The organism is Paenibacillus illinoisensis NBRC 15959 (genome assembly GCF_004000925.1).
GTDB lineage: Bacteria > Bacillota > Bacilli > Paenibacillales > Paenibacillaceae > Paenibacillus > Paenibacillus illinoisensis.
The window spans coordinates 156,377-180,059 of the sequence record NZ_BIME01000011.1; the positions used below are offsets into that span (position 1 = coordinate 156,377).

Annotated in this window: 26 protein-coding genes and 1 pseudogene; 15 read left to right on the plus strand and 12 right to left on the minus strand. The window is 49.1% G+C overall.

Annotated features, from left to right (window positions below):
• Nucleotides 1-12: 12 nt before the first annotated feature.
• Nucleotides 13-702, minus strand: a complete 690-nt coding sequence (locus PIL01S_RS23335) for a glycosyltransferase (protein WP_127539615.1) — start codon at nt 700-702, stop codon at nt 13-15.
• Nucleotides 703-951: 249 nt separating this feature from the next.
• On the opposite strand from PIL01S_RS23335, the gene PIL01S_RS23340 reads away from it, so the two are divergent.
• Complete coding sequence (locus tag PIL01S_RS23340; protein ID WP_127539616.1) at nt 952-1,662, plus strand: GT-D fold domain-containing glycosyltransferase; 711 nt, start codon at nt 952-954, stop codon at nt 1,660-1,662.
• Between the two features lie 237 nt (nt 1,663-1,899).
• Here PIL01S_RS23340 and PIL01S_RS23345 read toward each other — a convergent pair whose 3' ends face one another.
• Nucleotides 1,900-2,307 carry a hypothetical protein gene (locus tag PIL01S_RS23345; RefSeq protein ID WP_127539617.1) on the minus strand — a complete coding sequence of 136 codons (408 nt, stop codon included), beginning with the start codon at nt 2,305-2,307 and terminating at the stop codon, nt 1,900-1,902.
• Nucleotides 2,308-2,497: 190 nt separating this feature from the next.
• Here PIL01S_RS23345 and PIL01S_RS23350 point away from each other — a divergent pair, with 190 nt between their 5' ends.
• The 13 genes and pseudogenes from PIL01S_RS23350 to PIL01S_RS23405 all read left to right on the plus strand — a co-directional run bounded on the left by PIL01S_RS23350 (nt 2,498) and on the right by PIL01S_RS23405 (nt 13,009).
• On the plus strand, nt 2,498-3,619 hold the full coding sequence (locus PIL01S_RS23350) for an RluA family pseudouridine synthase (protein WP_127539618.1): 1,122 nt from the start codon (nt 2,498-2,500) through the stop codon (nt 3,617-3,619).
• Between the two features lie 54 nt (nt 3,620-3,673).
• Nucleotides 3,674-4,252, plus strand: coding sequence for an SLOG family protein (locus tag PIL01S_RS23355; RefSeq protein WP_127539619.1), 579 nt, complete (start codon nt 3,674-3,676; stop codon nt 4,250-4,252).
• A gap of 112 nt (nt 4,253-4,364) precedes the next feature.
• On the plus strand, nt 4,365-5,201 hold the full coding sequence (gene speD / locus PIL01S_RS23360; RefSeq protein WP_095289300.1) for an adenosylmethionine decarboxylase: 837 nt from the start codon (nt 4,365-4,367) through the stop codon (nt 5,199-5,201).
• A 179-nt stretch (nt 5,202-5,380) separates the two neighbouring features.
• Nucleotides 5,381-5,869 (plus strand): annotated as a pseudogene (locus tag PIL01S_RS23365) (GNAT family N-acetyltransferase); the annotation flags it as partial.
• 126 nt (nt 5,870-5,995) lie between these two features.
• The gene (locus PIL01S_RS29930; protein ID WP_246058534.1) at nt 5,996-6,427 is read left to right on the plus strand and encodes an NUDIX domain-containing protein; all 432 of its coding nucleotides are present in this window, start codon (nt 5,996-5,998) and stop codon (nt 6,425-6,427) included.
• A 17-nt stretch (nt 6,428-6,444) separates the two neighbouring features.
• Entirely contained in the window at nt 6,445-7,314 is an 870-nt protein-coding gene (locus tag PIL01S_RS23370; protein ID WP_127539620.1) for a helix-turn-helix transcriptional regulator, read from the plus strand.
• A 96-nt stretch (nt 7,315-7,410) separates the two neighbouring features.
• The gene (locus PIL01S_RS23375; protein WP_127539621.1) at nt 7,411-7,932 is read left to right on the plus strand and encodes an ankyrin repeat domain-containing protein; all 522 of its coding nucleotides are present in this window, start codon (nt 7,411-7,413) and stop codon (nt 7,930-7,932) included.
• Nucleotides 7,933-8,141: 209 nt separating this feature from the next.
• Nucleotides 8,142-8,651 (plus strand): sigma-70 family RNA polymerase sigma factor, encoded by a 510-nt coding sequence (locus PIL01S_RS23380; protein ID WP_246058530.1) that lies wholly within the window; start codon nt 8,142-8,144, stop codon nt 8,649-8,651.
• A gap of 2 nt (nt 8,652-8,653) precedes the next feature.
• Nucleotides 8,654-9,991: a DUF4179 domain-containing protein gene (locus tag PIL01S_RS23385; protein WP_127539622.1), complete on the plus strand. Its 1,338-nt coding sequence runs from the start codon at nt 8,654-8,656 to the stop codon at nt 9,989-9,991.
• Nucleotides 9,992-10,084: 93 nt separating this feature from the next.
• The gene (locus PIL01S_RS23390; protein ID WP_127539623.1) at nt 10,085-11,131 is read left to right on the plus strand and encodes a S66 family peptidase; all 1,047 of its coding nucleotides are present in this window, start codon (nt 10,085-10,087) and stop codon (nt 11,129-11,131) included.
• 64 nt (nt 11,132-11,195) lie between these two features.
• A complete protein-coding gene (locus PIL01S_RS23395) occupies nt 11,196-11,501 on the plus strand; it encodes a hypothetical protein (protein WP_127539624.1) in 306 nt (101 codons plus the stop codon).
• Nucleotides 11,502-11,779: 278 nt separating this feature from the next.
• Entirely contained in the window at nt 11,780-12,541 is a 762-nt protein-coding gene (locus tag PIL01S_RS23400) for a threonine/serine exporter family protein (protein ID WP_127539695.1), read from the plus strand.
• 18 nt (nt 12,542-12,559) lie between these two features.
• The gene (locus tag PIL01S_RS23405) at nt 12,560-13,009 is read left to right on the plus strand and encodes a threonine/serine exporter family protein (RefSeq protein WP_127539625.1); all 450 of its coding nucleotides are present in this window, start codon (nt 12,560-12,562) and stop codon (nt 13,007-13,009) included.
• Between the two features lie 137 nt (nt 13,010-13,146).
• Here PIL01S_RS23405 and PIL01S_RS23410 read toward each other — a convergent pair whose 3' ends face one another.
• The 10 genes from PIL01S_RS23410 to PIL01S_RS23455 form a co-directional block, all read right to left on the minus strand.
• Nucleotides 13,147-13,692 (minus strand): DUF2569 domain-containing protein, encoded by a 546-nt coding sequence (locus PIL01S_RS23410; protein WP_164764323.1) that lies wholly within the window; start codon nt 13,690-13,692, stop codon nt 13,147-13,149.
• Between the two features lie 103 nt (nt 13,693-13,795).
• Complete coding sequence (locus tag PIL01S_RS23415; RefSeq protein ID WP_246058531.1) at nt 13,796-15,658, minus strand: transglycosylase domain-containing protein; 1,863 nt, start codon at nt 15,656-15,658, stop codon at nt 13,796-13,798.
• Complete coding sequence (locus PIL01S_RS23420; protein WP_127539628.1) at nt 15,655-16,377, minus strand: HAMP domain-containing protein; 723 nt, start codon at nt 16,375-16,377, stop codon at nt 15,655-15,657. The genes PIL01S_RS23415 and PIL01S_RS23420 overlap by 4 nt, the downstream gene beginning before the upstream one ends.
• Nucleotides 16,378-16,494: 117 nt before the next feature.
• Nucleotides 16,495-17,637, minus strand: coding sequence for a sensor histidine kinase (locus tag PIL01S_RS23425; protein ID WP_127539629.1), 1,143 nt, complete (start codon nt 17,635-17,637; stop codon nt 16,495-16,497).
• A gap of 66 nt (nt 17,638-17,703) precedes the next feature.
• On the minus strand, nt 17,704-18,435 hold the full coding sequence (locus PIL01S_RS23430; RefSeq protein WP_170948143.1) for a response regulator transcription factor: 732 nt from the start codon (nt 18,433-18,435) through the stop codon (nt 17,704-17,706).
• Nucleotides 18,432-19,373: an aminoglycoside phosphotransferase family protein gene (locus PIL01S_RS23435; RefSeq protein ID WP_164764324.1), complete on the minus strand. Its 942-nt coding sequence runs from the start codon at nt 19,371-19,373 to the stop codon at nt 18,432-18,434. The genes PIL01S_RS23430 and PIL01S_RS23435 overlap by 4 nt, the downstream gene beginning before the upstream one ends.
• A gap of 139 nt (nt 19,374-19,512) precedes the next feature.
• Nucleotides 19,513-19,974: a DinB family protein gene (locus PIL01S_RS23440; RefSeq protein WP_127539631.1), complete on the minus strand. Its 462-nt coding sequence runs from the start codon at nt 19,972-19,974 to the stop codon at nt 19,513-19,515.
• Between the two features lie 184 nt (nt 19,975-20,158).
• Complete coding sequence (locus PIL01S_RS23445) at nt 20,159-21,100, minus strand: YwqG family protein (RefSeq protein WP_127539632.1); 942 nt, start codon at nt 21,098-21,100, stop codon at nt 20,159-20,161.
• Between the two features lie 150 nt (nt 21,101-21,250).
• Nucleotides 21,251-22,540 (minus strand): ammonium transporter, encoded by a 1,290-nt coding sequence (locus tag PIL01S_RS23450; protein WP_127539633.1) that lies wholly within the window; start codon nt 22,538-22,540, stop codon nt 21,251-21,253.
• On the minus strand, nt 22,537-22,956 hold the full coding sequence (locus tag PIL01S_RS23455) for a hypothetical protein (protein WP_127539634.1): 420 nt from the start codon (nt 22,954-22,956) through the stop codon (nt 22,537-22,539). The genes PIL01S_RS23450 and PIL01S_RS23455 overlap by 4 nt, the downstream gene beginning before the upstream one ends.
• A gap of 196 nt (nt 22,957-23,152) precedes the next feature.
• Here PIL01S_RS23455 and PIL01S_RS23460 point away from each other — a divergent pair, with 196 nt between their 5' ends.
• Nucleotides 23,153-23,644, plus strand: coding sequence for a DinB family protein (locus PIL01S_RS23460; protein ID WP_164764325.1), 492 nt, complete (start codon nt 23,153-23,155; stop codon nt 23,642-23,644).
• The last annotated feature ends 39 nt before the right edge of the window (nt 23,645-23,683 follow it).

Sequence of the window (23,683 nt, forward strand, 5' to 3'; positions counted from 1 at the left end):
ATCCCTCCCTGGTCAGATCATGAATTCACGTAATACCTGAGCCATCTCGTCCCGGCTTAACCGGTCTTTTGGCGGTACCTTTTTAACCGACGTGTTGTTCGAATGAACGATATTGACATAATTGCGCGGAGCGAGCAGCTCGTGCGGCAGATCGATGACATTGCCATGCGTACCTCTGCCCGGGAGCTTCACCCGGTATCCTGCTGCATACTCGGCTGTTTTGTATAAGTAGACATAGAATTGCGGTGAACGGTGAAATGCCGGTGCCATCTCGTTATTCACGCTGTCCCACAGGTAACCGTTCTGATTGATCAGTGCCATCGTCTGCGGCTGTGGCTGCACGTCATAGAGCTGCTGAACGAAAGTTCGGTGATACAGGTCATCTGAATCCAAACGGGCAATATAGATGTGCTCGGCACCTTCTGCAAAGGCCAGAATTGCCCGCACACTCTCGATATTGGTCCCAAAACGAATGTTGCTGGGAAGTGGCTCCTGATGGGCAAGAATCTCCTGCATCAAATCTCCCGACTCCTTGGCTAGCTTCACAACCGTCAGAAAATCCTGATTCGTCTGCGCCTTAAGGGAGTGCAAGGTAAAGGTGCGAAAAATGCTCATTCTCCGCTCCAACCATTCTCTAGTAAGCCGCTGCGGGTCCATCCCGTAGTTATTGAAATTAATCTCAATCACAACTTTCCTGGACATAACATTCCTCCTCCTTCGAATCTGCCAATCTCCTGCGCGGAGATCAGATTCATTTCATAGTTTTTGACAGTCGACTCTATAGCGTATGAAAGGAAGATAGAACCGGTACGGACACTTGCACTAGTTCCTATATAAATAGATTGATATACTCCCCCAAGATTGGCCCTGCGGGTTGAACGTACAAAACGTTAAGGGAGCGCGAACATAGAATAGAGCAGTTCCATTTTCAAAGGAGGCCCGAAAGCTGCTATGAATTCAAAATATCTTGAAATGGATGGTGTGCTGGATCAGCTGGAAGAGGCGATCAGAGAACAGCGTCCATTCTCTCTTGTTCGCGTTGGGGATGGCGAGAATATTGTTATGTCCCAGGAAACGGTATGGACGACGGAACAGGTTCTTCAGGAGCGCTGGGCCATTAAGGCCAATCTGGGGCAAAAAGGGCTTACCCTTCCCAATCTGCAGCTCCGGGATGAAGTGACTGCCTCTCTGCAGCGGGCCGATCTCGTCGGTGTGCTTCCCTACGGAGACAGCTCAATCAAAGCCCCCGATCATCTCAAACGGCCGCTGACCGACATGCTGTTCGCTCATTTCGGCATCTCCCCTGCGCTCACTTGCCATGCCTGCGTGAACAGGGAATTGGCCCAGACGCCACGCTTCTGGGAGATGCTCGCTGGCAAGCGTATTCTGCTGGTTACCCGCGAGCTTGAGGCACTGCATAACATGCTGGAGCGGGAACCCTATCATCTGAATATTGCAGCTGCATTGCCCTTTGATCGTTGGGAACAGATGGGAGAAACACTACAGTGGATTCAAACCAACCCGGATGCATTTGACGTTGCCCTCTTCTGCTGCGGAGTTAATGCGGTCGTCCTTGCCGAACGCACAGCTGCACTAGCGGGTAAAGTGGCAATTGACTTTGGAAAAGCCAATAACATCATTCTCAAAGGCCGTGCCAACTGATCTGCATTTATGGAACCTGACGGAGTAAACCGTCACACGCGCACGCTGTACAGCAAAAAATCCCGGACTCCTGGAGCCGGGATTTTTGCTTCTCTGGTAGATCTTAATCCAAGGATACTGAGCGCGGAACCATGTTACACCAGCATCACTAGTTTGTTCCGGGTGTATGGCAAACTCTGCTGGTCTAGCGAATCAGAATTTTTGATGCTCTACCTTCGGATCAAAGATACATATAGGCTAGGTCGTTGCAGCAATGCCATAGAACATTTCCGGTCCGGTACGCACTGCCGTAGATACCCCGGAAATAAACGAAGTATACACACTCTCGAGAGCAGGTGGTGCTGACAGGTCCTGTGCCGTAAACGAATGGAATTCAGCCCCGCCGTTCTGTCCTATCGTACCTTCAGCCCGATAGATTAAAAAGAACGGATCATACAAGCTGCCGCGGACGATTTCGACAACGAACGTATCTCCAAGCTCTCCGGTTACACCAACCGTGCCATTCAAGGTGATAATGGGATTCTCAACACCAAGGGTCTGAAGGCCAATCGATCCGAACGCTTCCGGGGATGGACCCAGAGATAAACCGGGCTGTCCTACGGTTCCCGAGTTCATCGAAGTTCTCATATCGAGGAACACACCCATGAGTAACACCTCCAATGCTGTGGGATACATTATTCTATGAATCTCGATTCTCGCTCGCTTGGATGGATAACAGATTCGATCCACCTATTTTTATTTGCACCCGGTTAATGGTATATTGAACTGCATAAACGAAATGAACGGATCGTATGCACACAAGCGGTACAGGCTGTTCAGAAGGAGATTAGTATTCATGAATAAACGCAATCGATCAACAGGCCGTCCATCAGCCAAAGGTAAAGGACCGGCGAGTGCCTCGGCAGCACGTTCCCCGAAAGCAAACTCTTCGACTTCGTCTTCTGGGGCTTCCACATCCCGTAATAGCGGAGCATCGAAGAAGCCCTTAATCTCGAAGTCCCCGGCAGCTTCCAAGCCCAAACATTCAGGTGCTCCTAAACGCGCGGGCAATGCCCATTATCGTAAGCAGGAACCACCTCGCCAATATAAAGTAACTGAACCGGATGAGCTGCTGAACTTCCTGCTCCAACATCTAAAATCAGGCCGGAATGCAGTCAAGTCCATCCTGGGACGGGGACAAGTATCCGTAGATCAGACCGTAGTCACCAAGTTTAACTATCCGCTGACGCCTGGACAGATGGTATCCATCAGCAAGGAAGGCGCCGTAGCCGCACCAACCATGTCAGGACTCACGATTTTGCATGAAGACGATGACATTATCGTAATTCGCAAGGATGCCGGACTGTTGTCTATTGCAGCAGATCGGAGCGATGAGATCACCGCGTATCGTCAACTGACTGAGCACGTACGCCGCACCGATTCGCGGAACCGCATATTTGTCGTGCACCGGCTTGATCGGGATACATCAGGTGTCATGATGTTTGCGAAGAGTGAAGAAGTGAAGCAGAATCTGCAGGACAACTGGAAGGACAAGGTGCAGGAACGCGTATACGTGGCGCTTGTCGAAGGTCAGGTAGCCAAACCGGTGGGCACCATCTCCTCGTGGCTGAAGGAGAGCAAAACGCTGAAGATGTACTCCAGTCCTCGTCCCAATGATGGACAGCATGCGGTTACACACTATAAAAGACTGCAATCGAACCGTGAATTCTCCCTGCTCGAAGTTCGGCTGGAGACCGGTCGCAAAAACCAGATCCGCGTGCATATGGAAGATCTCGGCCATCCCATTGCCGGTGACAAGAAATATGGTTCTCGCACCAAAACACTCGGACGTCTTGGACTCCATGCGCGCGTGTTATCCTTCATTCATCCTACGACGGACGAACTCATGACCTTCGAGACGGATATTCCGAAGCAATTCCTCTATCCTTTCCGTACAGATGCGCCAGCTTCGAAGTAATCTTGATGGTTGGGCGTTTAGAGGACAAGTTGTGCTGAGAAGGAGGAAGTTAAGCTGAAAAACCTGTTAATTACCGGATACCGGGCACATGAACTGCAAATTTTCGGACAGAAGCATGAAGGAATTCCCTTCATCAAAAAGGCTATCTCCTCCCGTCTCATGCCACTTGTGGAGGATGGTCTGGAGTGGGTGCTGACGCCTGGACAATATGGTGTGGACCTGTGGGCCTGCGAGGTGGTACTTGAGCTAAAAAAGACCTATCCCCACTTGAAGCTGTCCATCATCACTGCGTTTCAGAACCCGGAGGAACAATGGAAGGAAGACAAGCAGGAATACTACCGCACCATCCTTCAGGGCGTGGATTACTACGGAGCAGTGAGCAAGCAGCCTTACATCGGCCCATGGCAATTCACAGCACGCGATGACTTGCTGCTGCGCAAGAGCGATGGCATCCTGCTGGTTTATGATGAGGATGCCGCAGAGGGCAGCCCCCGTTTTGTAAAGGAAAAAGCCGTGAAGAAGCAGCAGAATGAGGATTACACGATCATCAGTGTCACTTCCGAGGATATTCAGTCCATCGCCGAAGACGAGCGGATGAACAGTGTAAGCGAATATGAGGACTCCTCATTTTAATTCGGCTGGATAAGCCGGAATTCGTACTTATGTTTTTTTTGGCGGAAGGTTGGGTATAAGTAGTATTAAAACTGCGATTACCATGTCGTATGGATAAAGGGGAACTGCAGCCATGACATTAACGCCTGAGCAGCGCATTCAACTGCATGGGTTCAACAACCTGACCAAGTCGCTGAGCTTCAACATGTACGACATCTGCTACACGAAAACCAAAGAAGAACGCGAAGCTTATATTGAATATATCGATGAACAGTACAACGCGGATCGGCTGAGCAAAATTCTGAAAAATGTCGCAGACATCATTGGTGCACATGTACTCAATATCGCGCAGCAGGATTATGTCCCCCAAGGGGCCAGTGTGACGATGCTTGTCTCGGAAGGACCGATCGTGGAGGTTCCGGAGGAATCATTTGAAGAATCCCCAGGTCCGCTCCCGGATAATGTGGTCATGCAGCTCGACAAGAGCCATATCACCGTTCATACGTATCCTGAATTTCACCCGAGTGAAGGAATCAGTACCTTCCGTGCCGACATCGACGTCTCCACCTGTGGGGAAATCTCGCCGCTGAAGGCTCTAAATTATCTGATCCATTCCTTTGACACGGACATCATGATCATGGATTATCGGGTTCGTGGATTCACGCGGGATACGAGCGGCCGCAAGCTGTTTATTGACCACGAGATCGGTTCAATTCAGAACTATATTCCGGACGAGATCAAAAAAGGCTTCGACATGATTGACGTTAACGTGTATCAGGAAAATATTTTCCACACGAAATGCAAGCTGAAGGCGTTTGACCTCGATAACTACCTCTTTGGTTATACCAAGGACAAGCTGAGCCAGGCGGAACAGCATGAAATTACGGAGTGGCTCAAGCTGGAGATGGATGAGATTTATTATGGCAAAAATATAAACCGTCCTTCTGTACAGAATTCCGATTCGTTATAATCCATCATCGGGCTATGCGCCCCACTAACAGGGCTTTGCTGACAACCGGGTCGGCAGAGCCTTTTTGCTGTCTTTCGGTAATTGTCTGGCATCCATAGTATAATAACCATACGAGATATTTTTCAGCTTACACGACCTAAAACCTAAGCAGATTATAAATCAAAAGAGGTGTACGCAGCATGGCTCCACGTAACTTGAATGCTTTTCACGGCTCCAAAGTCCGGCTCGCCGCCCCATGCCCGGAAGATTGCATGCGTCTGGCACGTTACACGGACAATTACGAATATTTGCGCAACCTGGATACAGACATTGCCGTTCCGCTAACCCCGGACGAGACGGGTTCATCTGCTGTTCGAAGAGACAACGGTTTTGAATTTGCCCTGCGAACACTGGAGGACAATCGATTTATCGGATTTACCGCCCTCTACCGAATTGAATGGAACAATCGCTCGGCTCGCCTTGCCATTGGCATTGGTGAGGATAAGGATCGCGGTCAGGGATACGGGAGTGATGCACTAGCCCTGATTATTCGGTATGGATTTCATGAACTGAATCTGAACCGGATTGCGCTGGAAGTGATTGAATACAATGAAGCCGCCAGACGCGCGTACTTAAAAGCCGGATTCCGGGAGGAAGGTCGGCAGCGCTCCGCTGTCTTGCGGGATGGAACCCAGTATGACCTGATCTCCATGAGCATTCTGGCTGAGGAGTGGGCAGCCCGGACTGGACTTCCGCTGTCGTTTCAATCCACATCAACTTCAGCGAAACAGAAATCCGAATACGCAGCATCAACGCTGCCTGCTGCAGCTGCCTCCGACCAACCTCGCATTGGTGTCGGGGCCGTCATCCTGAACGAACGCAATGAAGTGCTTCTGGTGTGGCGCAACCGCCAGCCTGAACAGTACACATGGAGTATTCCCGGGGGCAAAGTCGACCCTTACGAATCACTGGAAACGGCTGTCATTCGGGAGATCAAGGAAGAAGTGGATCTGGATATTACCATCGATCAATTGCTCTGCACCGCTGAGACGATTCGTCCGGAACGAGAAGAACATTGGATATCGGTCCTCTACTCAGCCCGGAAAATCCGCGGCATCGCCCGGAACCTGGAAGAAGGCGGCGCAATTGGCGAGATCGGCTGGTTCCCGCTCCATGACCTGCCTTCCCCACTCGCCTGTTTTGCCGTACCTGCCCTAGAGGCAGCTAAGCGACTTTATATGGATTAGAATGGAGATCTCATCTTATGCCTGAGATCTCTGAAGCCCAGTCTGCTCTCCCTCCATTTATTTTGTATGAATCCAGGCCCCAATTCGACTGGAAAGGCAGTGGATCTCTGTCGCTAAAAACGTTCCGTTACGGAAAAACACTCTATGAAGCAGGGCACGGGCACTTCTCGGTCGACGACGAACGTTACTTGCTTCTTAACGAGGGACAGGAATACAGTCTGCATATTGATTCGCCTGTACCCGTCGAATCATTCTGTGTCTTTTTTCCTCCTGGCTTTATGGAAGAGATCTGCCGTAACGCTCTAAGCACTGACCAGCAGCTGCTGAACGAACCCCATGCCGCTTCTTATTCTGGCTCAATTGAATGGATAGAGCGTACATATCCTATGGCTAATAGGCTTGGTACAGCCCTGAACCAATTCAGATCATCATACATTATGGGTACGTTTAATGGCTGGGGACTTGAAGAACAATTTCATCAGCTTGCCATTCATATGCTGGATTCACATCGTGAAGTCCGGTTTGAGATTGAAGGACTTGATATGGCCAAGCCTTCTACGCGAGAAGAATTATATCGCAGAATATATATTGGTCATGAATACATATGCGCCTACTACAATCGGCCCATAACGTTGACGGAGACGGCATCCATTGCGCATTTATCTGTTAATCATTTTCTCCGAAATTACAAGAAGCTGTTCGGCATCACGCCTCATCAGTATCTGACTGAGCTCAGACTTCAGGCAGCCAAGCGGCTTCTGCTGGATACAGATAAACCAGTCACCGATGTGTGTTATGAAGTTGGATTTGAGAGCCTTGGCTCGTTCAGTACTCTATTTTCCAAAAGATTTCACACATCTCCTTCCCAGCTTCGGGCAAAAAGGTGATTATCAAGAAGAACCTCTAGGGAGTGTTCCCTATAATTGAACTATCTCACGAATAGCCAATTGAAGTGAGTGATCCAAAAGAAGGAGGTCATTCAATTGAATCAATCCGAAGCAATTCACGCTTTATTTCAGGCAGCACAGCACGGTGATGTGGCGAACCTGCAATCGGTTCTTGCTGCCTTCCCTGAGCTGGCAAACATCGAGAATGAGGATGGGCTTACCCCACTGGGATATGCCTCGCATTATGGACAAGCAAAGGCAGTTCGTACTCTCCTGGATCATGGAGCAGATGTAAATGCCATTTCTCATTCCAGGATCTCATTCATTCCTTCCAATACGGCACTGCATGCAGCGCTTGCAGGAGAGCGTTCTTCAGAGGTCATCCGTTTGTTGCTGGAACATGGAGCATCTTGCAGCATCCTTGACAGTGATGGACAGAATGCTCTTCATTCTGCAGCATTCCATACGAATCAGGCTGAACTGATTCAACTGCTGCTTCAGCATGGTGCGGACCCGAATGCTCTGAATGCAGCGGGTCAAATTGCATTAGACATTGCGCTCGAGCGTGGCAACACTTCTACCGCTTCCTATCTGCGAGAAGCAGCTGCAACCAAATAGTAATCAACCGCATGCAAAGTGAAACACAACATGAATAACCGTCAGGACTCTTGTTGCACTACAAAGAGACGGCCTGGCGGTTGTTTGCTGTCTGCTTCAATGTAATGAACGAGAATTTGAGCAATGATCTACATATTTTTCTAAAAGCAAGAACCGATTGGCCCTTCACACGGTCTAATACGAAACAAAGCCATGAAAGGAGGCGCCATGTGACCCTTACAGAGCTTACCGTTGCCGCACAAAAAGGGGATGCTGAGGCTTTTGCAGCCTTGATGGCAATACATCAGAGTCGCCTGTATCGGATCGCTTATGCTTACCTGCACAACGAGGGTGATGCCCTGGAAGCGATACAGGAGTCTACATACCGAGCATACCGCAAACTAAAAAAACTAAAAGAGCCTTCATACTTCGGCACCTGGCTCATTCGTATCCTGCTCAATTACTGTGCAGACGAGCGCAAACGGAAGAACCGTTACAGCCCCGTCACGGAGATGCACGAACCGAGCAGCTGGGATCGGCCCGAAGACCCGGATCTCGCCGCAGCAGTATCTGCTTTGGACCCGGATTGCAAGCAGATTATTATCCTGAGTTATTTCGAAGGATTCTCCCTGACCGAAACCGCAGAGATCCTCGACATTCCGGTTGGTACGGTCAAATCCCGACTTCACCGGACACTTGGACAGCTTCGTGCTCAGCTAGAAATGAAAGGAGACGCATAATTATGACCGATGAACAGAAGCAGTTTGAAGATTTGGAACAACGTCTGCATGGACGTAAAACGGAATACGATACGATCGCCGTCCCGGATGCTGCGGTGCAGCAGTCCGTACAGACCGGAATACGTCAGGCTGCACGCAGGCGCAAATCGCGGGTACGCTGGTACATGAGCTCGATTTCGGCAGCGGCCATCATCCTGCTGTTTACCGGATGCATCCGAGTCTCCCCCGCCTTTGCCTCCTTCGTGGAGCAATGGCCTGGCATGGAAGGCATCGTCAGCATGATTCGCCAGGACAAAGGCCTGCAGATGGCGATTGATCAATCTCTGCTGCAGAAGGTTGGTATCACCGACGAGCATGACGGCGCTTCCGTGACCATTGACGGGATTATTACCGACGAGTCACGCATGGTTATTTTTTATACGATGAAAGGCATGAAAGATCCGGAGAAGGGTGAGTATGATATCGACTTGCTTGATGGGAATGGTGACAATCTTCCTGTCGCTTTTGGCTATTCTTCACCCAAACCCACTTCAGACGAAAATGTGTACGAGAATATGATTGATGTTGTCTTTACCGACGAGGCCACCCCTCCCGACGAGCTGAGTGTGGTGTTCAAAACCAGAGGTAAAGCGAATCCTGGAGAATGGAAGGTCACCTTACCTGTAGACAAAAATTTAACCAAAGGCATGAAGAGAGTTCTGCCGGTGAATCAAACATTAACGGTAGATGGGCAGCGTATTGATGTTAAACAAGCTACCCTGTATCCGACTCGTCTCGTGCTTGATGTGACATTCGATCCGAAAAATACGAAGAAGGTGTTCGGGCTCAGCGATCTTCAACTGGTTGATGAGCAAGGGCGTGCATGGAGAACGGACACAACAATGGGTGGCGATGACGAACGTTCCATTTACTTTGAGAGCATGTATTTCTCCATTCCAAAAAAGCTGACTTTACAAGGGGCTGGCTTAGCAGCTCTTGATAAAGAAGAACTTGAAATAAGCGTTGATCTGACTACAAACAAAATAGAAGGAGGACCAAATAACTTAAAACTCCTTGGTCATAACAAGGTGAAAGAAAAAGATGTAGTGATGCATTTTTCTATTATGAACTCTAAGGAATCGTCTTATGGACTCTCATTTACTAATATTGAGGATAGTACAGGGAAAACTTTTGATATTAAAGAAGCAGGCTGGAGCCCTTCAGGTGAGCATGGAGACGGCGAAGCATGGATTACCGTCGAGAACGGTAACTCTGCCAAAGGTAAATTAACTATGGAGATATACTCTTACCCTGTGCAAATTCGCTCACCGTTCTCTCTCGAAATTCCCTTGGATAACTAATTTTAAAATAACGGCTGGAATTAATAGGGATATTCTATATAATGGAAATCATCTATCAAAAAACAATGATGAACAGAAACGGAGGCTTACACTATGAATCCCCCTTTTTCCATCCGTTACCCCCAGCCGCTTGCTACAGGAGACACCATTGGTGTGGCCGCACCTTCCAGTGGTGTGGATGAATCCCTGCATCATTATCTGAATGAGAGCAAACACAATATGGAGCGACTTGGTTTTCACGTTCAGGAGAGTCTCTGGCTGCGGCAAAATATCAAATGTGTAAGCTCATCCAAAGAGAACCGTGCAGAAGAGATAAACACCTTTTTCCATGATCCAGCTATCAAGGCCATCATTCCACCGTGGGGCGGAGAGTTTCTGATGGATATCCTGCCATTGCTGGATTGGGAAGCTCTGCGGTCACTACCGCCGAAATGGGTTCTGGGCTACTCGGATATCAGCACCTTTTTATTCGCCTATACCCTGCTCACGGGAACGGCTACAGCACATGGTACCAACTATGTGGACCTCAGATCGAACAAACTTGATCCGGTGACTGCCCGCTGGATTGATGTATTACAGACGGGTCAGGGAGGACAGATTACGCAATCTTCCTCCACTCATTATCAATCAGTCTGGATACGGGAGTCACCCGGTTTCAATCTGGACACCCCTTCTCGCTGGAAACTTCTCGGTCAACCTGATGACGCGAACGCCGCTGTTACGTTCTCGGGACGACTCCTGGGCGGCTGTATGGATACCATCACCTGCCTAATCGGCACTCCTTACGCGCCGGTTGCATCGTATCTGGACCAGTATTGCGCAGATGAAGGCACCATCTGGTATTTGGAGAGCTGCGAGATGAACGCAGGGGATATTTATCGCCATCTGTGGCAGATGAGACAGGCCGGCTGGTTTGCTGGCGTAAAGGGCTTTTTGTTCGGCAGACCAGCGGGATATTCGGATACCGGAGATTTCAATTTTACCGATGCCTTGTCCTCTGCACTCGGGGATCTGAATGTGCCTGTACTTTACGATGTGGACCTCGGTCACATTCCTCCGCAGATTACTTTTGTGAACGGAGCACTGGGCACCGTCGATTATCGGGCTGGACGCGGAGCACTTCAGATGTCATTTGTGTGATCACCTTTTGTAGGCGGATGCATACCTTGAAGTGAGAACTTATTTCGAGGAAGGGTTGTGCACCATGTCTGAATCCACATCCACGCCATCCGCACGCGTCGTCTACCAGGCTAAACAACCGATGCTCCAATCCGTGCAAAGTGTGCGGAATATGCTTCATCATACAGCCCGGCAGTATGTGGGCCAGAAAGTACAGGTCCAAAATATCGATGGTCAGGTATGGGAAGGCGTCATCATCAGTGCTGATCGGGGAATTCTGTATCTCCAGGTTACACCAATGCATGGATACCCGGAGCCGCGCGCACTGTTTGGACCAACCATCCTGCCACTCGTGCTGTATGAGCTGCTGGTTATCACCCTGTTAATGTAGTCCCAACAATGTGCAATAACGCAATATTCAAAAGGCTTCGCTCCTGTAACCTCCGGGGATCAGGGACGCAGCCTTTTTGGTGCTGCTGCAGACTATTGAGCGGATATATTAAAAATGTGTGTATGACTTTATCGCTCGTGCGGTATGTTTCCGTGTTAACGTGTGAAATATGATACAATGGTGTCGGCCCCAGGCCTTATCTCATAAGAAACGGAGCATGATCCCGCTTGGAATACAACTCTCTTGATCCCCTTCCCACGGTCCAGACCGAGAAGGAGATTCCGGAAAAGAATACGACTGAACAGTCCCGCGTGATTGCCATCTGCTTGTTGGCAGGCAAAATCATGCTGCAAAGCGGGGGCGAAACCTACCGTGTGGAAGATACGATGAAACGGATGGCTGCCGCCCTGGGACTCCCTCATTCACATAGCTATGTTGTACCGACAGGTATCTTTTTCTCGGTGGATGCTACCGAACCAGCCAAGCTGATTCGGATCTCCGAGCGAACCACAGATCTGGATAAGGTGTCCGAAGTGAACGCCGTCTCCCGCCGCATAGGCCAAGGGGAACTCTCCGTTCAGGAAGCCCATGATCTGCTGCTGCAGATTGAAGGTAAACCATCTTCCTATTCTGCACGGGTCAAACTGCTTGCCGCGGCACTATCGAGCGGTTGTTTTACCATCATGTTCGGCGGAGGCTGGGATGACTTCCTGCCTGCCGTGATCTGCGGAGGAATCGGTTATGCCGCAGTTATTGTTTTTCACCGGCTGGTGCTGGTCAAGTTTTTCGCAGAGCTCAGCGCTTCTTTTGTTATCGGCTTGCTCGCCTTCTTACTTGTTGCTATCGGAACTGGACATGAACGCGACAAAATCATTATTGGATCGGTCATGCCGCTCGTACCCGGACTCCTGATTACCAATGCGGTGCGTGATTTGATGGCTGGACATCTGGTGTCCGGGTTATCCAAGGGAGCTGAGGCGTTCCTGACGGCGTTTGCCATTGGTACAGGCATTGCGGTTGTATTTTCACTTTTTACGTAAGACGGAGGTATGCAGGTTATGCTTCATTTTATAGAACAAGCCCTGACCAGCTTTGTCGCTTCGGCTGCGTTTGGCATCATATTCAATGCTCCACGCCGCATGCTGCTTCATGGCGGCTTCGTCGGCATGATCGGCTGGATTATCTATGTCGTGCTGGAATATGCAGCAGATGCCGTTCCTGCCACACTTGCAGCAACCATCGCAGTTGGTGTGATCAGCCAAATGTTCTCCCGTCTGTTCCGGGCGCCGGTCATTATCTTCAGCGTCGCGGGTATCATTCCACTCGTCCCTGGTGGTCTCGCGTATAACGCCATGCGCAGTTTTGTACAGAATGACTACAGTGCGGCCATCGAGATGGCTGCCAAAGCACTAATGTTATCCGGAGCCATCGCTGTAGGACTTGTCCTCTCTGAAGTTCTCAACCAGATGATACGCCGGCTGCCTGGCGTTCTAAGGGCCAAGTCCTAATCGGTTCTGGAATAACATATCGACTTATACATCTAATGGTCATAGAAAAGGCCCGCTGCATCAGGATTCAACCTGATTGTAACGGGCCTTTTTTAACATGTAATTTTTTTTTGGGGGGATCGCTTGGTAAGAATAGATTACTTTACGAATGTGTTTTTCACCCGGACCGACTTCAGAAAATATGGAATGAAGATACAGCATGTCAGTATCGATCTGATGGTTAAATTCCGTGCGGGAGTTGTATCGAACGCGTTCAGCGCTCCTGGAATCTCAGTCTGACCAATCATGATCCATGTCCCAATGGCAGCTAGCACGTTAGCCAAGTACAGCATGATCATCATGCGTGGAAACTGCCTTTTTTTCATATACAACAGAACCAAATTCACAATAACGATAATCAGAAGAATGACGTTACTTATCGCTCCGTACCATAATAACGGGTTCATGACACGATAGTACAGGTCCAGATCCGCTTCACTGAACATTCCCCGACTGGCTGGATTCATGATAACAGAAACCTGGGACAGATCCACAACCAGTAACAGCAGCGAAGCAATTAAACTAATTTGGATTAGAATAAGCCAGCCACCCAATCCGGATATTCCAGGCAGCTCCACCCTTGTCCCGGGTTCAGAAAATAACGATCTTGTGTCAACCTCGGTGATACGTTCTTGATCTCCCATCTCATCCTCCCTCCAAACTGTTAAAACGTACATTATACCTCATGATCCATATTTTGTGTTGTAAATCAGGAAATAAAATCCAACAGGTTGGATCCATTCAGCTCTACCGTCCTGCACGGTTCATTACTGATGCAAACAAATCTGCCGCTGCACCACTTCCCGAACGCATGTAATGTTTTGCATCGGTGTGGTCAAATCCCATCCAGACAGCTGCAGTCCACTTGCTCGTGTAACCGACGAACCACAGATCCCGATTACCCTCCCTGCCGATTCCAGGAACTGCTGCCTGTGTCGTTCCCGTCTTCCCCGCCACCTTATACCGGCTCAGCTGGGCCCGGCTGCCGGTTCCCTGGCTAACCACATTTTGCAGCATCATGGTCATTGTATTAGCCGTAGTGGACGTGATCACCTGCTTGTTCTCGGGTCGATACGCGTAAATGATTCGTCCATTCGTGTCCCTAATCTCTCGAATTAGATGTGCTGTATTGAATCTGCCATCATTCGCAAACACGGAATAGGCCTGGGCCATTTTCAGCGGCGATACTCCTTTATGTACACCTCCCAGCGCAATGGAGAGGTTCAAATCTTCCTGATCCAGTTCAATCCCCAGTCGGCTTGCAAACTCATGTGCCTGCTTCAGCCCCGTCTGATTCAGAAGCCATACCGCTGGTGCATTAATGGATTTCTGGAGTGCAAATGACATCGTGACAGAACCTCTATACTGTCCTCCCAGATTGCTTGGCCGATAACTGCCATACGATGTGTGTTTGTCAGGCAGCATGCTCTCCGGCTTAAAATGACCCGATTCCAGAGCTGGACCGTACGCAATAATCGGCTTAAATGCCGAACCAGGCTGCCTTGCGTCGGTGATTGCCCGGTTCATGCCACCTGTCACCGGATTTCGTCCACCCATCATCGCTTTCACTTCACCATTATGCTGATCAACTATAACCATACTTGCCTGTACCTGTTCATCTTCCCGATCATCGTTAAAATGTGAGGGGTCACGGAATGCTTCCTCCATGGCAAGCTGCGCCTGGCTGTCGAGTCCGGTGTGAATGGTCCATCCTTCAGATTGAATATCTGTTTCTCGCCTGCCCGTGAGACGAGCAGCTTCCTGCATCACTGTATCCACCGCAGATATATAATCCGGCATAGGTTGATCTGCTGCAGCTGACACAGATGCTGCTTCGGGCGGTGTATAGTCCACGCGGCGCGCTTCCTGCATTTGTTCTTGGGTAATCAGCCCCTGTTCGTACATGAGAGTAAGGATAACGGAACGTCTGTGCTTGGATCGCTCATCATCATCCACCGGATTATAGATGGAAGGCCCCTTGGGAATACCCGCCAGCGTAGCGATCTGCCATAGCTCAAGCTGATGCAGGTCTTCATGGCCGAAGTAACGCCTTGCGGCGGCCTTTACTCCATACTGCTGGCGCCCCATATAAATATGATTCAGATACATTTCCAGCAGTTCATCCTTGTTAAATCTCTTCTCCAGCGAAATGGCTATCGACATTTCGTTCACTTTCCGCACGAGCGTTTTCTCTCCGTTCAAGTACAGATTTCTGGCCAACTGCTGCGTAATGGAGCTGCCTCCCTGACTCCAATCCATGTGTACGACATCCTGTACAATAGCCCGGCTTATACCGATATAATCGATCCCTTCATGCTGATAAAAACGGCGGTCTTCCGTAGCCAAAAATGCCTGTATTAACAGCTCCGGCATTTCTTCGAGATCCGCATATTCTGCAAATCCGCTCGACTGCGTACGGAATCTGGCAATTACAGCTCCAGTCGAGTCAGTAATAACGGTCGAAGAGGCTTTGGCTGTGGCCTCCGGATGATTACGCACCATAGCCTCACCGTATAGAGCCATATAGAGACAACCCATTAGTAACAAAACAACAACGACTACTGCTGCATCAAAAATATAATAAATTCCCTTCTTTATCTTCTTTCTCAATATCCCTGCTCCTTGCCTTCCTGTTCTTCCGGGAAGGCATGTTCACGCGCATCCAGGTGAACGGACTCAAGCGCATGCTGTAACAGTAATGTCTGTTCATAGGCAAGCCTAACCCAATGCTCTATCTCGGCTTCGTCTCGGCAGTGTCCTTTCATTATTTCCTCCAGAGCAGAACGAACACCATACAGCGTCAGTTTAATCGGCAAATCGGATTGCGCCGAACCTCGCTGCACTTCATCTCTTTTCATCCTTTCATAAGCATGATTATCGAGACCTGGAGTATATTCAGTCATTGAAGCGAAACCTTCACGTCCACTCAACTTCCCCTTGTGCATGCGGAGCGCGATCTCATTCAGGTTGGCTGCGATCTGCCGGAGCTCACCTCTATTCAACACCTCAATCGGGGCAGGGATCTGCCCTGCAGCCATCTCCTGTGTTCCCAAGGTAATCCGGTTCATATCGTCTGAAATTTTCTGGGATCGAATCCAAAAGAACAGAGCAAATAAGGCTCCTCCGATGAATATCAAGAAGGGCCTTGTTCCGACATGATTGATTCCCCAGTGGACCATACGAGTGAACCCTGTCGCCTCAGACAAGATGTGATGATAAGCGAAACGTGACATGTGATAAACGACAAACAGGAGCACGGCGCTAAGCAGCGCACTTGCTCCACAGATGTATATGTATCTTAATCTGACTGTACGTAATGAACCTCTCATATTCAGTCTCCTCCTCCATTTAAGCTGATCCCTGTGGATTGAGGTTAAGCTTACCGAATACTTCTTAATAAGGAAGTGGTTAACTTCTTATCATTTTCTTAAGATAGGCTGCTTCTGTTACCTTCCCTGTTCCTCTGAATCATGATGAACAGAGGCAGGAGCCAGCGGGAAGCGGGTCACAAAATCGGTTCTGCCATTCTCACTGAATGCGGCGATATGGCCATGATGCAGCTCAATCATGGCTTTGGCAATAGCGAGGCCAAGCCCCGTGCCTCCCGTTTCGCGCGAGCGGGATTTGTCGACCCGGTAGAACCTTTCGAATAAATGAGGCAGATCCTGAGCCGGGATAGATTCTCCATAATTACTGATACGGACCACTGCTTCTCCCTCATCAAGGGATAATGCAATTTCAACAACTTTCCCTTGTGCTCCATACCGGATTGCATTGCTGAACAAATTCTCGTAGGCCCGGACAAGCTCTCCCGGAGCTGCCATAATCCACAGCGGCTCCTGACCGCCAGTGATCTTGTACGTCATGCCTGCCTCTTCCAGCATGGGAGCAAACTCCTCAGCCAGCTGCATCAGGAACGGATTCAGATTAAGCGGTGTCAGAGACAAGGGAAGGCTTCCACCGCTAACACGTGTATACTCGAATAAATCATCAATCAATTTCCTTAAGGTTAAGGATTTCTCATATGCAATGCTGACATAATAACGCATTTCAATCTCGTCCTGGTACCGATCCTTCTCGATGTACTCCAGGAAACCAAGAATGGAGGTCAGCGGCGTTCTAAGATCATGAGAGATACCCGTAATCAGGTCATTCTTAGCAGCTACCGCACTTCGCTCTTCCTGCAGCGATTGCTGCAATTGCTCGGCCATCTGATTGATGCTGGCAGCAACCACGCCGAATTCGTCCGATGTCTTCACCTCGATCCGGTGTGACAGCTCCCCTTTGGCCACCTCCTGGATGCCGTCAGTAATTTCATCCAGAACCAGCATCACCCTGCGCGTGAACAGGAAAAAGAACAGTACAAAAGCTAGCACGCCGATCATAATCATCAGCGGAACAGAACCAACATGGTTAATCAGCCAGCGGATTCCTCTGGCTGGAATGGAGTAATCGGGATATACCTGAGCTGCCAGAATCGATTGCACAACCTTGCTGCCTCCATACAGAATAGCTGCCGTCAAAATCCCGCTCAGCATAAAGGCATAGATAAACTTCCACCGAACCGTATTAATCAATTTTGAATTCATTTACAAGACTCCCTGCTCATGTGCTTCAACTGCCATGCAACGTAGCGATATAATCGAGCATTCGTGTTACGGTTTAATCATTTTGTAGCCGACACCCCACACAGTTTGAATAAACTTCGGATGTTTGCTGTCGACTTCAATTTTCTCGCGAATCTTCCGGATATGTACCATCACCGTATTATTTGATTCCATAAATTCTTCTTTCCATACCTGTCTATAAATTTGCTCCATGCTTAATACAGAGCCTTGATGACGTGCAAGCAGTTCCAGGACGGCAAATTCTCGCGGAGTCAGCCGAACAGGCTGCTCGTCTACCCAGACCTCATGTGTATCCGTATTGATGACCAGATCATCGATGACCCATTCATGCTCCTTGTGTTCCCGTCCTTCATTGAACGTATAGTACCTGCGAAGCTGGGATTTGGCCCGGGCAACAAGTTCGAGGGGATTAAACGGCTTGGTCACATAATCGTCCGCACCAATGCTTAGTCCCGTTATCTTGTCGATATCCATGCTCTTGGCGGACAGCATGATGATGGGCATCTTCTGCTCTTCCCTGATCTTCATGCACGCTTCGATTCCGTCCATATTCGGCATCATGACATCCAGAATAATCAGATCGATCTGTTCTTTCTTCAGTTGTTCCAGTGCTTCGAGTCCGTCACTTGCCGTCAAAACCCTGTAACCTTCATTGCCGAAATAAATCTCCATCAGTTTAATAATTTCCTGCTCGTCATCCACAAGCAGAATGGTAGCTGGCTGTGCCACGGCATTATTCCTTTCGATTCCATGAATCATTGATTCTTCAAATTATACCACCGGGGAACGAATCTGCGAAAATCATCATGATCTTCCCGAACACGCTCAATCTTGTCCATCATGTCATTTGTCTCTTCCGGTTTCACCTGCTGGATCCATACCACAGAAGATACAAGCGCCATTGCTGTGTATAAGGAATACAATCTCCAGAACTGCTCGTCAGGCTCATTACCGCCAAAGTAACCCTGGATCTGTCCAATGGAATAGGGAATGCTCGTCTCGGATGCAAACAGGCCCAGCTTCAGAAATTCATGAACCGGATCACCCTGGTCAAAGCGGTTGAAATCTATGACTCCTGCAAGCTTATCATCCTTGATGACAAGATTGCCCGGATGAAAATCATCATGCTGGAATCCATCGGGCCGATGTTTCATCCAGTCCAGATTCTCCTCGATAAATGCCAGAACATGCTGATCATGTTCCATTTTGACAGAACACTGTCTATACTTCTCCACATAACGCTTATGCTTCTTGCTCTTGCGAACGTACCACGATTCTGCTTGGTCCTCTACCTTGAAGCGATGGATCTTTCGCAGTTCTGTACCTGCTTCCATGCCTACATCCCATTGACTTTGTTGGCTCATGTGGGGAAGAGCCTCCGATGCTTCTTCACCCTCGATATAGCCAAGCAGCATATAACCATTCTCTTCATCCAGCCGTCCCATGCTTATCGGTAATGGACAGCGGACCCCCAATTCCCGCATGGCAGTCATGCATTGATATTCAGTCCTTTTCAAAGATTCCTGAGACAGGTGATATGTACGCAGCAAAAAATGCCCCTGATCCGGGACAAAGACCTTACATTTCAGATCCGATGAATAACCCCTCAACAAGGGCTCCACCTCTGTTACCTGATGCAGTTGAGGAATGTTCTGGAGCAAGCCTTGTAACGCCTGATATGTGAGATTCCGTTTCAACTCATGGTCCTCCGCTCTTATTGTATAGATAGTATCGTCCGTCTATTGATCCTTTAACCTATTGCAGTACCGGACTCGCAAGCTTCTATGTATTGTATTAGAACGATCTGATTCAGGCAGTACCAAAAAACCTATGTATTCAATTAGTCAAACAATACGCCTTGGACTCTCTCCCCGTCAGGGTCAGCATTGTATATAGCTGCCCTCTATGATGATAAACGTGCCCCATAATCTCGAGCAGCCATTCCAGACGACTATAGGACGCCCCCCAATAGGAATCGGTTACCTTCAGCAGTTCCTCCGTGTTAAATTGCCTGTACCGTTGATACAAATACATCTGATTCTCAATAAGAGCCTGCTTGATCTCGCTTAACGTACGGGGTTGATTCTCTTCATAAAACGCAGCCATCTCCTCTTCCGAGGCACCTTCTGATATGTACACGCCTGCACGACAGATCATCGACAAATGCGAGAGCAGCTCACCAACCGGTGGTTTCCCCTCAATCGGAGTCAAAGTCAAATCCTGTTCGGACAGCTCATCACAGATATCAATCAATGATGCGACTGCCACATCAATATGTTTGAATGCAGATTGAATCACCGATATCACTTCCTTTTCATCCCATTATACAGAACGTATGATCGTATTTCAATCAGTATTACACCCCCTATATATATAAACAAGCTACCTAGCAAAACCAACATTCACGAACAAAAAAGTCCCTCCTCCATCATATAGACGGAATCAGGGACGTTTTGTTGCTTCTATACTTTCAATCTGGATTTTAACTTGAGTATAACGAACAATAGGTTTGATCAAATCTTCCGGCAAACAGATCCGATTTACGAATGAAAAATTGCAGTTCTCCGCAGTCCCACCACTGGAAACCAATCGCGTCATGGGTATCTATCTTAAGAAGCAGCAGCGTATCCTCCAGTTCCTGCCGTGTGCGGTCCGGATCACCGCCATAATGGGCGGTCAGCTTGTTCTCGCATTTCTCTTCATCATACTCGTATTCTTCACCAAGTACGATCTGTAACAGGGCTTGATGCTCTGCATCCGGGTGCTGGCCGTCAGGGTAACCGAACATTCCGCCCCAATTCTGGGTACTCGGATGATTCCAGTCCGATTCGAATTCAAGATACCGCTCATACAGCCCCCCTTCCGGGTCTGCCACTTCATTCTCGCCCGTCTGCTGTACGGATAGTGCATTCAGCGCCTGGGCATCAACATAAGCATATGTAGGAAACTCCAAATTAGGCAGTACCGTAACGGCATGTGCAGCAAATTCGGTCTCCAGCGCGGTAACGCCTTCAGGCTCACGCCTAGTCAAGTTATGCGAATCCGGCTCATAGATCACATAATGTTCAATATTGTAGGCGGGCTCATCGACTCCAATAAAAAAGTAGAGCATTCCCCGTTCAGGCAAGCTCACGCGCCCATCATTCGGGGTATATGGAAGCAAGTCCACAAGATTCAGCTGGGCAAGAAAAGTCATCGGCACACCATCCTGTGTCAGCGGCCACTGGATATGCTCAGGGAGGTCCGGATTGCCGCCCACACGTGAATTGCCCGTTCGGCGATATTCATCGAGTGTCGATACATCCAGCCGGATTCCCCAGCGACTTGAGGATACCAATAGATCAGCGGCAGTGCCCAATCCGTACTCCTCCAGCGTTTTGCGAGCTTTTCTAGTCAGACGTTCACATTGTTCGGGTTTAATCATTCAGATCCTCTCCTTCAGCCAATACATCTATGGTGAGACATATTCACGTTCACACCTGTATATTCTTCCGGCACGAGTTCTTTCCCTGCTTGTGGTTAAAAAAAGAGACCCGCAGAACCATCCGCAGGTCTCCTTACATATACAACCTTGTTAACGAATCTGCTCGGACGAATCACGCTGTAAAGCCCGAATGTGCTCTTCTCCATCGAGAAACTCATGAGCCTGATGCGCAGCCATTACGCCATGGTAGCTAATATCCAGTCCCAGATCTTCCTCTTCTTCCGTGGAGCGAACAGGTACCATTTTGCCAATGAGCTTCAGACCGAACCAGGTCATGACAAAGCCCCAAATGACAAGCGCCGCGAGTCCCAGTGCCTGAACACCGAGCAGCTTCCAGCCACCGCCCATGAATAACCCGCCGTCTGTGGCGAACAGCCCTACAGCAATCGTCCCCCACATCCCGGATGCCGCATGAACAGGGAAAGCACCAACCGGATCATCGATCCGGCGACGTTCAAGCCAATTGGTTGCTGCCATCATGAGCAGGCCGGATACCGCACCGATAAAGATCGCTGCTGCATCGCCAACAAATGCACAGCCTGCCGTAATCCCCACCAGACCGGCAAGGGATCCATTAATGACGGACGGAGCATCTGAACGTTTGAAGCGGAACAGCGTGTATAACATCGTAACCGCTCCACCCGAGGCAGCTGATAGCATGGTGACAATCGCGATATGGCCGATTCTTGCATCCGTGGCGCTCAGTGTGCTCCCGGCGTTGAAGCCGAACCAGCCAAACCACAACAGAAATGCACCTACGGAAGCAAGCGGAAGATTGCTGGGAAGAGCAATTGCACTCACGCCATGAGGCGTGTATTTGCCTTTGCGCGGACCAATAATGATCGCTGCAGCCAAGGCCGAGAATCCTCCCAGGGCATGAATGACAGCCGATCCGGCAAAATCCTGCATGCCCAGCTCGCTGAGCCAACCGCCGCCCCATGCCCAGTGACCGCCAACCGGGTATATTATAGCCGTCATCAAAATGATATACAGGAGGTAGGCCCGGAAGTTGATCCGTTCTGCTACCGCACCTGATACGATGGAAATAACGGCGATGGTGAACGCCGCCTGGAACAGCCAGAACGTTTCAAGCGATACAGGCACGTCGATATGAGACAGATCACCATTCAGGAAGAATCCCGTAACTCCAACAAACCCTCCGGCATCAGAGCCGTACATCAATCCGAATCCAACAGCATAAAACAGTAATGTGCCTATCGTAATGTCGGCAAAAACCTTCATAATAATGTTCACACTATTTTTATAACGGACAAACCCGGCCTCCAGGAGGGCAAACCCACCCTCCATCAATAAAATCATGGCCGCACTCAGTACCACCCAGACCGTATCGATCCCGGAGCTTAACGTCTCCAAAGTCATGCTTGTACATCCTCCGTTTCACTAAGCTGTCTGATCTCGCGGATCATATCGGGCGGAAGCTCAATCTCGCCTTTCTCCTTGATGTGAGGATGCTCGATTTGCTCCATAATCCGATCCAGTTCACGAATATGACGGCGGATCTGTTCCATCTTGCGAAAGCGCTCCTTCACCTGCACCATATATTCCACGGCCTGATGATGGGAGGCAGGACGGCCTGCGAACCACTTCCGCACGGGCGACATGGATTGATAGGCGACTTCCTCCGCACGCTTCTTTTGTTCAAATTGTTCAATTTTATGTTTGAGGGTTCCAATCTCATTTTCTTTTTTGACCTTCAGCTGCTCGATAAGGTACAATAAATCGGACGATGATATTTGCAATGCTGTATGGTGGTACACCTCGTCGATTACTAACATATCATGTCAGGACTCCTTACATATCAAGTTACTTGTTACCGATTATAGTTTGCCGTGGTCTGCTCGTCAATCTTTTTTTGGAGTCCAATTATTTGGATGAGAAGTTGTTCTTCGCAGACGGCTTTATTTTTGTTTGTATAATTACACATAACAACATTAATTCGGCATGAACCCATGTATAAGGAGAGGAATGCACATGTTAACTCGCAATGACGATATTCGGCATGAGATCTGGCAGACCGTCTCGGAGCTGGACGAAGAACAATTGAACCGAAAACCTGCACCGGAGCAATGGAGTGTTATGCAAGTACTCCGTCACTTGAACCTAATGGAGCGCATCATCGTGAAGCAGGCTGAGCTTGCTCTGCAGAAGGAACAAAATGTGACCGTCGATAAAAAACCTTACGAGCTTTCACTGGACCGCAGCCGTTCCCTTGATGCTCCACCCCATCTGCAGCCTCCAGCAGAGCCGGAATCCCTAGCTGACGTTCGCCGGGATCTGGAACAATCCCATCAGGCATTGACTGATTTCGTCCAAAACAATGACTCCTCCCTGCTGCGGAGCAGGTCTTTCCCTCATCCTGTATTTGGAGAGATGGACCTTGCCCAGTGGGTTGATTTTGCAAGCTATCATGAAGAACGCCATCTCGGGCAGATCAAGGATATCAAGCAGGCGCTTGGATTTTAAGAGCTCTCCTCATCCAAAATAAAAACGTAAAAAACCTCC